The following is a 13,324-nucleotide window of genomic DNA, read 5'->3' as shown; positions in this document are numbered from 1 at the left end:
GTCGCAGAGCCTAGGGAAGGCTCTGCGAGTTTGCTTAAGCGGGAATAGACTTAAAGTGTTCCCGAATTTGTTGAATGACGACAAAGAACACGCTCGCCATGATACAGCCAATGAAAGTTGCTGAAACTATTCCGCCAAATGATGCCCAACCTAACGCTTGTTGACCTCCAGAGCCAACTGCGTTAGCTAACATCAGTGGTATAAGTCCGACACCAAATGAAAATGCCGTCATAAATACTGCTCTAGCACGAAGACGTAACGCTTGTACGGCTGCTTCTTTGATGGTGAAGTTATTGTCGTCTCGTAGTGTTTTGGCAAACTCTACGATGAGAATCGCATTTCGAACTGTCATACCAATTAGTAGTATAGCGGCGAGTTGCGTGAGAATATTGATGTTGCCTTGAATATGTATAACGCCTTCTACAATTCCAATAATGGCAGTGGGGACGGTAAGCATAATCGCCAATGGAATTAGCCAAGATTCGTATTGGGCGACAAGAACAAGAAATGTCACGAGCATTGCTAAGCTCATCACAATAGCCACTGTATTGCCCGCGAAGACTTCTTCTTTAGCAGCACCAGTAAACTCCACTCGATAACCTAACTCATCCGCTAGTTCTTGAATTGCACTAATGGCTTGGCCGGTGGAAACGGCAGGGATAACATCAATGAAAACACCTTGTTCTGCATTGTATCGGGTGATGAAATTAGGCACTTTGATCTCTTCAAAATCAAAGAATTTATCGTAAGTTATTCGGGTGCCGTTAGCCTTAGAAAGTCCGGTTTTCTTTAAAGCTTCTGGGTCTAATCGGAATTTGGGATCGTTTTGCACCATGACCTTGTAATTGCGACCATCCATATTAAACGTGTTGATATACATACCACCAAAATGCGTTTGCATACCTTCCACTACTTCAGCAAACGTAGCGCCATATTTGAGGAGGTCTTGCCGTTTGATGTTCAGTTTCATCGATGGTTTGGTGACTTCAAATTGTCCCATCGCTAAACCAACTCGCTCGTCTTCCATCAAGTGAGAATTGAATTCCAGAGTTAGTTCGTATAACTCAACTGGACTCAGCTCTGGTGCTAGCAGGACGAAATTAACACCATCAACCATCCCTAATTCCGGGATTACAGGCGGTTTAAATGCGAACGCTTGGATATCGGTATTCTCAGACAAAACATGGTTAATTTGTTCCGTCAATTCCGCATCACTTGCTTGACGACTCAGCATGTCATCCAATGACAGTAACATCATAAAACTGCTCATCTCGGCGGTATTGGTCAGTAAGTTAAAACCTGACGCTTCAACACTGGTCGAGATTCCTGGAATTTTGTTGAGTTGCTGAGTTAATGTTGCCAAATACTGATCTGTTGCTGCAAGAGCAGTACCTTGAGGGAAACTGCCAACAACAAAAATGGCGCTGGTATCTTCTTCGGGAAGCAGGCCAGTAGGCAGGTTTACACCACGGTCAATGGAGAGATAAAGGCCACCAGCCAATAGTAAGATCGTTATCAAAGGCAGACGGGTCGCTGTCCACGCTAAACCAGCAAAGGCACGAATTTTCTGAGTAATCACCCATTCAACGGATTTGGCGATGATGTTCTTTTTGGGTGGTTTCATAAATAACGAACAAAGTGCTGGTGTTAGCGTCAAGGCCACTAAGGTCGAAACAACAACCGAGGCACACAGCACTATGCCAAACTCAGAGTAAATGGTTCCAGCCATTCCTGGAATAAACAACGATGGAGTGAATACAGCGAGCAAGACTAGCATTGATGCGATAATTGGTGAGAAAGTGATATCCAATGCTTTAGAGACGGCCTGCTTAACGCTAAGTTCGGGGTTCTCGTGAAGCTGATGCTCTGCGTTCTCAATGACAATGATGGCAGCGTCTACGACGATCCCTATTGCCATGACTAAGCCAAACATAGAGATGATATTAACTTGAATACCTAACGCACTCATGACGGCGAAGGTTCCGATTAAAGATACTGGAATGGCCGTAACGGTAATTAGTGTTAGCCTGAAGTTTTGCATGAAAATCAGAGTAACTAAAGACACGATTGCAACCGCAAGTACTAAGGTCTCCAGCACGCTATAAATAGCACCATCGATGAAGGTAGTGGCATCATAAACGACTTTAATTTGGTACGGGTTAGGTTGCTCTAACAGTGCGTTAATCTCTTTAGCGACATTCATCGCGTTTGCTTCTGGTGTTTTGTAAATGAATAAAACCGTTCCGTTAGCATTTTCGCCATAGGCATTGGCTGTGTATATTTCACTACCAAGCTCAATGTTAGCAACGTCTTTCAAATAGATGGTCTTACCCAGCTCGTCTGAGCGAACTACAATATCTCCAAACTCCTCTGGAGTGGCGAGACCACCATTCACAGTGATTGGGAACTCCAGTTTGTCATCAACGAGGCTGCCTGCTGAAGCTATCTTGTTTTGTGTAGCGATAGCATCATTGATGTCTCCTACGTTGATAGAGTAATACTTCATTTTATCTGGATTGAGCCAAACTCGAATGGAGTACTTCTTCTCTCCGAGGACATCTACTTTCGACACGCCGTTCACACGTTGGATTTTCTCTTTTAATGGGCCTCCAGAGAAGGCGCTGATATCAATAGCAGAGGCGCCGCCTGACGGGTCGGTGATAGATATCCCAAGCATTAAACCGTTAGAGAGTTTTTCTACCTTGACACCATTGCGCATGACATCCCCAGGCAACTCCGGTAGCGCAAGGTTTACGCGATTTTGGACGAGGTTCACTGCTTTGTCTGAGTCTGTCCCACTTTCAAACACCACTTCCAGCGTATAGGTACCGTCGGCTCCGCTGGTGGATTTCATATATTCCATACCAGATACGCCGTTGACTTGTTTTTCTATTTCGGGCGCGACGGATTTAGCCATGACATTAGCACTTGCTCCATCCATAAAGGTTCGGACTTCGACAGTAACAGGCGCGACATCTGGATACCTGCCTATGGGTGAGTTTGCTGCAGAAATGGCTCCTATTAGCGAAATGAGTAGGGCTATTACTATCGCGAATTTAGGTCTTTCTATGAACATTTTAAACATGCCAGCCACCGAGTTATTGGAAATTGTCCGGATATTACGCTCGTGAATTTTTAATAACAAATGAGTTACTAGTCGATCTATTGAGATGTTTGGCAGGTTTTATTTGTGGTTCGAATACACCAATTTTCGATATCTTTTTGGACAGTTCTTTGTGTTAATTTATTCGAATTTTCAATGGTAGCTATTTTTGTAGGAATGAGTATTGAGGATAAAGTTTGCACTATAAATCGATGGTGTTCGGCACCCAATTACTTGAGGCTACTATGAGAAAATCTATTTTAACCCTTTCACTTGCTGTACTTATGGGATCGTTTGGTGCAAATGCAAACCCAGCAGAAGGAAAAACACGTGTTGAAATGGGCATCAATGAATCGAACCTATTGGCGGCAGACCAAAATCGATACACCTATAAAAATATGCAAGAGTTCATGAAAACCAAAAATGTTGACTCAGGAGCGAACACTCCCATTTTACTCTCATATGCTGAGCAGCAATTAGGTGACGTCCATTTTCTTCATCAAGGCAAGCCGATGACTTTACAAGGCATGTTGGAGAAGCATCGTGCGGATGCCTTCGTTGTATTGAAAGATGGGAAAATTGTGCATGAGCAGTATTTCGATGGCCAAACAGAGCGGACTCAGCATCAAATGATGTCAGTGACGAAGTCGTTTACAGGAATCATTGCAGCGACGCTAGTAGCGGAAGGAAAACTTAAGCGCCAAGTACAGATATCTGAGTACATTCCGGAGCTAAAAGGGTCAGCATTCGGTGATGCTTCGGTTGGTAAAGTGATGGATATGAGTAATAACGTCAAATACTCAGAAAAATACGAAGATCCTAACGCGGAAGTATTTCAGCATATGAAAACCATTGGCTTTGCCCCAATGGAAAATGACTATAACGGTCCTAAAACCATTCATGAATTTTTGAGCACACTGAATAAAGAAGGTTCACGCCAACATGGAGAAGAATTCCATTACATTTCAGCCAACACTGACGTGGTGGCTTGGTTGATTGAACGTGTTGAAGGTAAACCCTTTAATGTAGTGTTGTCGGAAAGAATCTGGTCAAAACTAGGTATGGATCGAGACGCCTTCATTATTGTTGACGATGAAGGGACGGCTTTGGCATCGGGTGGACTCAACGCGACAGCGCGCGACTTAGCCAAATTTGGTCAGATGTTGGTCTCTCAAGGCAAGAATCTAGTGGGCGAACAAGTATTACCTAAAGAAGCCATTCAATCGACGCAAAATGGCGGTGATGTTGATGCTTTCGAGAAAGGAGGATATGGAGCGAAAGGCGAAGTTTTTGAAGGCTGGAGCTACCGAAACCAATTTTGGCACACTAACAATAGCAACCAAGCTTATACAGCTCTGGGTATCTTTGGACAGTGGATTTATGTAGACCCAACGGAAAACGTAGTCATCGTTAGACAAGCTAGCGCTCCAACTTCCATCAATGATGTATGGGATGGTGAGATGCTTTCGGCGATCGACGCCATCATTAGTCAATTGCACCAACGATAGAGGCTGAATTGATGAAAATAAAACAGCTTCAAACAAGGTTATGGTTAAGCGCTATTCTTGTCACTTGTTCAGCAAACGTGTTTGCCTATCATCCTTGCGATGGAGGTAATGTAATTACTGATGCTGTTGATGGTGCGATAGTTGGTGGTGTCGTAGGAGCAGTCGCCGGTGATGCCAAATCAGGAGCAATGATTGGTGGTGCCGTTGGTGTAATTGATGGTGCATATGCGGATGCAGAATGTGATCAGTTAATTGGTGAAGCAGTTGTTGAAGATGCGATTACTTCAGACTATGAAGACGCTGTGGTTGAGGATGCTATTGTTGACGCTGCGATTGATGATAGCTGGTGATCGAGTGATGTAATTAACACTTTTGTCAGTCTTTGAGACGATATAATTGATAACTAACTGTCTGATTCTTATTAACTTATATTCGAGTCAATAATCGCAGAGTGATAGAGGCTATAACCTTGAGTTAATTGAGGTTATAGCCTCTCGCTTTTAGGCTTCCCCAGCATTTTATGGATGAGGTGCTGCCAATCGAGAAAGTAGTGTTGGTAATACAAAAGGAGGTTTGTTTTGTATTAGGGTGAGTTTATATGCGTGCACACATTTCTTTTCTAACGGCGGCCACAGTCGCAGTTTGTTCTTTTTCTTCTTTTGCAGACCAAAATTCTGATACTGAAATCCAAGATATGTCTGACCCTTTAGCGGTTTATACTCAAGCGGGCGCAGGGACATCGGACAAAGGTTTAAACATCAAAGTCGGGCGCACATACGATACAGGTAACCCTGCTACCATGGCGATGAACATCATCGAAGTGAAGGGAATAGCTGGAGAATATCTCGGTTGGTCTGGAACGGGTAGTCGTGATAATTCAATTGATAGCGTTCGTTTTCGAAACTTTAGTGTGGACACCACCAATGGTCGCGGTAGTCAACTTGATCTGAACTATAACGTGGAGCAAGAAAGTTTGAATGCGTCCTATAGTTTTATTCAAGCATTGCCAAAATGGGGCAACCTTAACCTCTATCCACTTGCAGGGTTGGGCGTCAATGTGCGCAATGGGAATTTTCCTAGCTGCACCGATGCTAACGATTGTCAAACTGAACCACAAGATAATGGTTACACAGTTCCAGGAACATACGCAGTAGTGGGGGCTTATACCAAATATGCGATTACGGATAAGCTATGGCTTAACTACAATCCGATGTGGTTAACGACTCTATCTGGTTCTAAATCTTATGTCGACAATGCATACGGCGTAGGAATGAGTTCTATCTTTACTAATGAATTTGCGGTGTCTTATCAGTTTACGCCTCGCTTTAACGTGCGCTATTTTGCCAACTGGACGCAAGAACAAAGCTATTTTGAAGGTGACCAGAGGGTAGAGTTTAATTACCAGTTCTAGTGTCGTTTTGAAGATATTGAGCGGTAAGACTGTTCGAAGGGGTGAAGAAGGAATAATGGGTTCGCTGTAAGATATTCATTCCTTCGAATATCTTTGCGCTTTAACTAATAGTGTCAAATTAGAATGGGAAAACAACGCCTACTTTGCCGTAGGTATTGCGCTTACCATCACCGAATTGACCCTCGTTACCGACTTCTACATAAGGGATTAGGTTATCGATCGCCGTGAAGGTAGCACGAAGCTCAACATTGTAGATAGTGTCTTTCGTTTTGTTGTCACGAGTAATTAGTGCTTTATTAGTTTGCTTTTGACCGACCAGTTTAGCATTTAAGTAGACGCGCTCTGTGACTTGCTTGCCTGCCGCTAAATCAAAACGATAGATGTTGCTACGCTCACTGCCATTACCTGAGTTTAAATCTGTGTCTTTACGCAAACGCAATGAGGTATCGAATAGTTCCGCAACGTTACCACCAACGGTAATACCAAATTTGTTTTGGTCGTTAGCCGGCTGTTGACGACTCTTCTTATCAACGAACTCATATTCGCCTTTTAGCCAGATGTTACCAAAATCATGGGTGTAGTTAAGGTTGTACTCATTTTCAAAGTTTGCTTTGCGTTTAGCCGAAGCACCGAAACCTTCATAACCGATGAACGCTTTGATACCAGAACCATTGTCTGCTTTATATTCGGCTGCACCATCTACGAACTTAGCATCTAGTTCCACACCGCCCGTTACACCTTCTGCCATAGCATTAGTTGCAAATACTGAAGTTAACGCTAGAACGATTGCTGTCTTTTTCATTTTAATTACCTTTTATTGATACTCTTCTTGTTGAGAGCGATGCAAAAGATAATGAAAAGTTCCGATAGGAGTTAGTTGGTTTGTATTCGCTATTCGAATGGATTGGGTTGCTATTTGTGTATCTAGGGTAAGAGACTATTAAGCTGGCATAATGACGAGAAATATCTGGTTAAAGATAAAAAAACACCCCACATAAGTGAGGTGTTGTAGGCCCAATTTTCCTTACCAGTTCCAATCAGAGTTCCAACTATGCGCGGGCCTTAAAAGGGTTAACATTAAATAGCGCTTAGATAAGCTTTAAGTGCTTTCAATCGTACTGTTGCACCACCGATGATGTCCATAAAACCAAGCGCCTGAGACGGCTTGCTTGCTGATATCCAGCCTGAACCTGTGGCGCCAAGTGGCACGTCGTAGCCTTCCGGTTCATTAAATTCAATAACAACAGTACGACCATGTGCACCGGTATTGTTTCCTACATGCTGGCGGACTTGTTGTGTGTTACCGCGAGCAGATACGGTCGCTTCACCGGTATTGGTTGTAATGCTGTGCACTCGACCGCGAAATACTTCACCTGGATGAGAATTAACATAAAACTCAGCAAATTGACCTTCCTTTATATGTCGGAAAGTTTGGTCACTTACGCGCATTTCGACGAATTTCTTCTCGATGTTATAGAGATACAAGTTGCCAGTACGAGAGCCTTTGGCAATGTTAATAACACCTACGACACCATCAAAAGGTGCTCTAATCTGGTTACGGTCGTTTAACCATTGCTTTTGATTGATCTGAGCTTGTATACCATCAACATCGGAGCGAGCCGCCATTAGGTCTGCGTTCCCTTGTTGTATTTTGGTATGCAGCTCATCTCTTTCTTGTTCAGAGCTAAATTCATCTAGATTGATTAAGCGTTGATGGTTCTTAACATCAATTGCAATCTGCTCTTCTATGCTGATAATTCGATGTTCAGCTGCAATAAGGCTAGAGTTCAAGCTCTTCAACTCTTCGTCTGTGTCTTCTGACTCTAACGTGTACAGTAACTCACCTTTCTTGACTCGTTGGTTATGAGTCACGTAAATGTCTTTGACTTGCTGCCCAAACAAAGGGCTTAGTACCGCATGAGGCGCTTTTACTGTGGTGCTGTCTGTCAAATCAGCGGGTGACCAAAATCGGTGCGCAGTAAACAGCATAAATGCTAAAAAGGCACCAAATCCAACGCTAATCACCGCATTACGGAGGGTCCACTTAATGACGCCTAATTTCACTAGTAACCAAACAATCAGGACATACGGAAGCATAATTTCTTTCATGACGATTGCTCCTGCTTTTTGTCGCCGTGGATTCCGGTGTGAATGACCTTACTTAATGCTGAAGCCAACGCTTCCCAGTTAGTGAAGGCAATAATGACAGCTAATACCCACCATAATTTGTCGATAAATAACCCACAAAGAGATAGTGCGAATACTAGGTTGGCGTGAGCGCTCTGCATGTATTGACTTCGGTGAACCGCGACTTCATGTAATTGCCACAACAGGTATAAGACGTAAACGATGATAGAAATGGTGATAACGAAAATAATACCCATAAAGAGCTCTGAGTTAAGAAGCCCCAATATGCTCGGCATACCATCGCTGAAATAGCTTTCAGGAAGGTCTTTACCATGCACTTTCGATAGCAATGAAAAGAAATAGCTTAGTGATAGAAAACCACTGACTATTAACATCCACTTGGTTAAAAAACGGAGTACTGCTGTTAACTTGTTTTTCATGATTTGATTACTCGTTCGGCTTTGCGACATAGTGATATGACTTCAGGTAGGTACTGCGGAGGTAAAGGAGCTTCCTGAGGACCAAGTTTAAGCCTATCGGATGGTCGGCGTTCACCTGCAAAGACCAGCGTTGGGACGGCGCTGGTAACCAGTAATGAGTGTTTCAATAGTCTGAACATGTCATTGCCTTGTATCAGGCTATCCTTAGCGTTGTTGGATTAAAATTAATTTAGGTGCTGGAGCAATGTTATGGCTCGAACCTATCGCTTTTTTGTAATAAGGACTGTACGACGCGAGATCTATGAGTGCTATTCTGCGCTCTTAATTATTGCCGTACGGGCTGCCAGTTATGTTGAGCGTCTGACTTTTATGATTCGTTCTTTCATAGGCTGAATCGCGATTGGTATTTCATATCGATTTGTTAGTGCAGGCAAACCTTGTGCAGATAGGCCTTATACTCCGTCAATATGCGTTGATGTAAGCGTTCAGCTTGAATATGTAAGGGGATATATTATCTGGCTTGATCACACCAATACACTAAGTGAACTATAATTCAGATATCATTTTCATTAATGTATTGAGCTTTTGATTCGTATTAATCACGTACCCAAGCGTGGGTGTTTAGGTTCGTATACTTAAAATGAGTGGATGTGAAATCGCCAATGTGATTATTTGTTCATCAAACGAACTGGTTTTATTGATTTTATCTATTGAAACGCTATACAAGTAAAAAATCGTCAGTTAACATTTCGGAATCCACTAAAATAGCGGTGATAAATAGATGCGATTTAGTGATGCATTTATCGATGCCGAGATGGTGAAATTGGTAGACACGCTAGCATGAGGTGCTAGTGCCTTTGGTGTGAGGGTTCGAGTCCCTCTCTCGGCACCATTCCCTTTCTTTAATACCAACAGACTACAATGCAGAACAAAGGATCCAGTTCAAAGCAAATGAGTACGTCTAACTCGGTATCAATTCAGTTATTGACCGAGGTGTCTTTGCACGCCTTGTTACATCTAGAATTCAAGAAGTTAGAGTCCAAATCCCAATTATTCGATCTTGCCAAGAAGAACGAGTTACTGGTTCGATGGCTAAAGCCGAAACTAAAAAGCAATAAATACAAAGCGATTAGAAAGCAATTAAAAGCCATGAGCTTGCAAGCAAAGAAATCGCAAGTAGATTTAGAAGATGTTTTATTGCGAGGAGTTGAAGCTAAGCCTGACGTTTCGCAGCCACACTTAGATAGCTATCTCTTATTAATTCGTGAGTTGGAAAAGAAACTGGGTACCACAGTACTGTTATCGAGTCCTGAGAAAGTGGATCTCAACCATGATGAGAATGGTTGTTTGCTGTGCGTGCTATCAACGGACCTAAACGCACATTTCGGTACACGTAACCAATTGTTATCAGGAATATCGATTTTATTTAGAGGGACGGTACGTGAAAAGCACCTGTTCCTAAAAACGATATATGCCAATGATATCTTTAGCTACCAGATACAATACGAAGACGACAACTTTGTGAGAATTACACTCGAACTTGATAAGTCGCAGTCTCTGTTTAAGAAATAACAAAAAAGCCTGATAAATCAGGCTTTTTTTGTTGGAGTGCGTTAAGAGCTACGTCCTTTTACTTTCTCTCGAAGTGATTGCAACATCACGTAGAACACTGGAACAAGACAGGTACCTACAATAGTGGCCGCAATCATACCGCCCATCACCGCATAACCCAATGAGACGCGACTTGCAGCACCTGCACCGGTTGCGATGACCAGTGGGATTACCCCCAAGATGAACGAGAAGGCTGTCATCAAGACCGCCCGGAAACGCAGTCGCGCGGCCTTTATGGCTGATTCCGTGATACTCATACCGCTTTCCCTGAGCTGTTTGGCGAACTCTACAATCAGAATCGCGTTCTTACAGGCAAGACCGATTAGCAGTACCAAGCCGATTTGGGTGTATAAGTTAACGTCAGACCCCATTATCCAAATGTAGATAAATGCCCCTAGAATAGCGACAGGAACAGCGAGCATAACCGACACTGGAATCGTCCAGCTTTCATACTGTGCAACTAAGAATAGATAGGTAAAGATAAGTGCCAAGGTAAAGATGAATGGCGCTAAGTTACCTGCTTTCAACTCTTGGTAAGTTTGCCCTGACCATTCATAGGTATAGCCGTTCGGGAAAGTCGTATCTGCGATTCGCTTCACAGCATCAATCGCCTGTCCTGAACTGTAGCCTGGTGCTGGGAATGCGTTGACTTTAACCGCGCTATATAAGTTGAATTGGTTGATGTATTCAGGACCTAGCTTAGGCTCTACGTTAACCAAGGTATTAAGTGGCACCATAACATCGTATTTGTTTCGGATGTAGAAACGAGCGATGTCTCGGTCTGAATCGCGAAATTCGGTTTCCGCTTGCATGTTCACACGGAAAACCTTACCAAACCGGTTGAAGTCGTTTACATACATTGAACCAAGCATGGTTTGTAATGTGGTGAAAATACTGCTTAGTTCAACACCTTGTACTTTGGCTTTGTTTCTATCTACGTCGACGAATAGTTGTGGTACGTCAGCCTGGAACGTACTAAACGCCGTTGTTAGCTCAGGCTCAGAAGTTGCTTGGATGGACATTGCTCGCATGACACCTGCGAGCTCGGCTGGCGTTCTGCCCAGGGTATCTTGGATATAGAACTCTACACCGGAAACCGTACCTACACCCGGTAACGCTGGTAGGGAGAAACCAGCCGCCGTCGCTTCACTGTATTGCGATAGTGCGGCGTTAGCTCGTCGTACGATCTGCGATTCTACCAAGGACGGATCTTGTCGCTCATCCCAGTGAGAAAGAATGACAACCATCAAGCCTGCATTAGACGATACCGCGCCAGAAATAATCGAATAACCACTTGCTGAAATCACATTGGTTACGCCATCCATTTGGTTTAGTTCGTCTACCATTTGAGTCATAACTTCTTTGGTACGGTTGATGGAAGAGCCATTAGGTAATTGCACATCGACGAAGAATGCTTTTTTATCTTCCGTAGGGACAAACCCGGTAGGGAGCGAAGTAGCCAGATAGCCCGTTGCACCGATCAAGGCGACATAGACGACGCCAACGAGCATTAGTTTACGCACCATTCCCGAAACAAAGTTGGTGTACTTTCCGGTTGCCTTCTCAAACAATACGTTGAATTTGGCATGGAACCCTTTTTCATGCGTTTTTGGTGGCTTAAGTAGTGAAGCACATAACGCAGGGCTGAGTGTTAATGCGTTCACCGAGGAAATTAGAACCGAAATACAGATGGTGATAGAGAACTGCGCGTACATTTGCCCAGTTATACCGGGCATAACTGCCGTTGGCGCGAATACCGCGAGTAGCACCAGAGTTGTAGCGATAACGGGCCCCGTTACCTCCTGCATGGATTTGGTTGTGGCATCGACGGCGTTGAGCCCTTCTTCCTCCATTAAACGAGTGGTGTTTTCTACAACAACGATAGCATCATCTACTACGATACCGATCGCGAGGATCAAGGCGAAGAGCGACACGGTATTGATGCTCATGCCTGTTGCCAGTAGGAATGCAAATGTACCAACTAAAGACACCGGAATGGCGATAGCAGGAACTAACGTTTGTCGAACATCCTGCAAGAATATATACACAACGAAGATAACCAGTGCTACGGCAATCAACAGTGTTTCAATCATTTCATCGATGGACGTTTCTACGAACTGAGTGGTGTCGTAGAGAACTTTGTAGTCCATATCTTCAGGAAATTGCTCGCGAAGACGGGATAATTCTTCGTGGACACCTTTCGCTACTTCGAGTGCATTTGCGCCACTTGATTGGTAAATGAAAAGTAGTGCAGATGGTTTGTTATCCAGCATCGCTTCCGCATCGTAACTTGCAGCACCAAGCTCAATACGCGCAATATCACTCATATAAACTGCGCTACCATCTGGGTTCGAACGGATGATGATTTGTTCAAACTCTTCTGGGTGGCTCAAGCGACCTTTGGTGGAGAGGGTGTACTGAAATTGTTGATCTCGAGGTACTGGTGCTGCGCCAATACGTCCCGCCGCAACTTGGATATTCTGCTCTTGAATTGAGGCAATGGCCTCTTCTACGGTAACACCTAAACTTGCCATGCGATCGGGGTTGAGCCAGATCCGCATGGAGTAATCCATACCACCGATAATGCTTACTTTAGAGACACCGTTAACACGAGCAAGGTTATCCTTAATATTGATGCCCATGTAGTTGTTTAAAAATAGGTTATCTAGACTTCCATCTGGTGATACCAAGTTAAGCATCATTAAGATGTTTGGGTCTTGTTTCTCAACTTTTACCCCGTTTCGTTGAACTTCTTGGGGAAGCCTAGGCATGGCTTGTTGTACCCGGTTTTGGACGTTAACCTGTGCCATATCGACATTGGTTCCCACCTCAAAGGTAACATTGAGCGAGTAGCTACCATCGTTTGCGCCCTTGGACTCCATGTAAATCATGTTTTCCACCCCGTTGACTTCGGCCTCGATAACCTTAGAAACGGTGTCGGCAACAACCTCAGCACTCGCACCCGGATAGGATGTAGTCACGGAGACCATCGGAGGGGAGATGTTAGGGAATTCTGCCACGGGCAGAGCAGGAATCGACAACAGACCGGACAAAGTCAGGACTATAGAGATAACGAAGGCAAACTTCGGCCTATGTATAAAAAACTTACTAATCATAACTTGTC

At 43.8% G+C, this 13,324-nt stretch carries 10 protein-coding genes and 1 tRNA gene; 5 read left to right on the top strand and 6 right to left on the bottom strand.

Annotation, left to right across the window (positions count from 1 at the left end):
* Positions 1-34 precede the first annotated feature (34 nt).
* Positions 35-3,085 (bottom strand): efflux RND transporter permease subunit, encoded by a 3,051-nt coding sequence (locus MMA19_RS05440; RefSeq protein ID WP_240205712.1) that lies wholly within the window; start codon positions 3,083-3,085, stop codon positions 35-37.
* A gap of 263 nt (positions 3,086-3,348) precedes the next feature.
* On the opposite strand from MMA19_RS05440, the gene MMA19_RS05435 reads away from it, so the two are divergent.
* The 3 genes from MMA19_RS05435 to MMA19_RS05425 all read left to right on the top strand — a co-directional run bounded on the left by MMA19_RS05435 (position 3,349) and on the right by MMA19_RS05425 (position 6,022).
* Complete coding sequence (locus MMA19_RS05435) at positions 3,349-4,611, top strand: serine hydrolase (RefSeq protein ID WP_240205711.1); 1,263 nt, start codon at positions 3,349-3,351, stop codon at positions 4,609-4,611.
* Between the two features lie 11 nt (positions 4,612-4,622).
* Positions 4,623-4,961: a hypothetical protein gene (locus MMA19_RS05430; protein ID WP_240205710.1), complete on the top strand. Its 339-nt coding sequence runs from the start codon at positions 4,623-4,625 to the stop codon at positions 4,959-4,961.
* A gap of 248 nt (positions 4,962-5,209) precedes the next feature.
* The gene (locus MMA19_RS05425; RefSeq protein WP_240205709.1) at positions 5,210-6,022 is read left to right on the top strand and encodes a hypothetical protein; all 813 of its coding nucleotides are present in this window, start codon (positions 5,210-5,212) and stop codon (positions 6,020-6,022) included.
* A gap of 118 nt (positions 6,023-6,140) precedes the next feature.
* Here MMA19_RS05425 and MMA19_RS05420 read toward each other — a convergent pair whose 3' ends face one another.
* The 4 genes from MMA19_RS05420 to MMA19_RS05405 all read right to left on the bottom strand — a co-directional run bounded on the left by MMA19_RS05420 (position 6,141) and on the right by MMA19_RS05405 (position 8,768).
* Positions 6,141-6,824 carry a hypothetical protein gene (locus tag MMA19_RS05420; protein ID WP_198558566.1) on the bottom strand — a complete coding sequence of 228 codons (684 nt, stop codon included), beginning with the start codon at positions 6,822-6,824 and terminating at the stop codon, positions 6,141-6,143.
* Between the two features lie 275 nt (positions 6,825-7,099).
* Complete coding sequence (locus MMA19_RS05415; RefSeq protein ID WP_088878927.1) at positions 7,100-8,131, bottom strand: efflux RND transporter periplasmic adaptor subunit; 1,032 nt, start codon at positions 8,129-8,131, stop codon at positions 7,100-7,102.
* The gene (locus MMA19_RS05410) at positions 8,128-8,544 is read right to left on the bottom strand and encodes a magnesium transporter (protein WP_231892964.1); all 417 of its coding nucleotides are present in this window, start codon (positions 8,542-8,544) and stop codon (positions 8,128-8,130) included. Before MMA19_RS05410 ends, MMA19_RS05415 begins: the two co-directional genes overlap by 4 nt.
* A gap of 41 nt (positions 8,545-8,585) precedes the next feature.
* A complete protein-coding gene (locus MMA19_RS05405; RefSeq protein WP_240205708.1) occupies positions 8,586-8,768 on the bottom strand; it encodes a hypothetical protein in 183 nt (60 codons plus the stop codon).
* Positions 8,769-9,397: 629 nt separating this feature from the next.
* Here MMA19_RS05405 and MMA19_RS05400 point away from each other — a divergent pair.
* Positions 9,398-9,481 (top strand) — tRNA-Leu (locus tag MMA19_RS05400).
* Positions 9,482-9,540: 59 nt separating this feature from the next.
* A complete protein-coding gene (locus MMA19_RS05395) occupies positions 9,541-10,161 on the top strand; it encodes a DUF2913 family protein (RefSeq protein WP_240205707.1) in 621 nt (206 codons plus the stop codon).
* A 41-nt stretch (positions 10,162-10,202) separates the two neighbouring features.
* On the opposite strand, the gene MMA19_RS05390 is transcribed toward MMA19_RS05395, so the two are convergent.
* Positions 10,203-13,316: a multidrug efflux RND transporter permease subunit gene (locus MMA19_RS05390; RefSeq protein WP_240205706.1), complete on the bottom strand. Its 3,114-nt coding sequence runs from the start codon at positions 13,314-13,316 to the stop codon at positions 10,203-10,205.
* Between the last annotated feature and the right edge of the window lie 8 nt (positions 13,317-13,324).

Source organism: Vibrio sp. CyArs1, from assembly GCF_022432925.1.
GTDB lineage: Bacteria > Pseudomonadota > Gammaproteobacteria > Enterobacterales > Vibrionaceae > Vibrio > Vibrio mediterranei.
The sequence above is the reverse complement of the archived record's forward strand: the minus strand, read 5'-3'. Positions and strand labels throughout refer to the sequence as shown.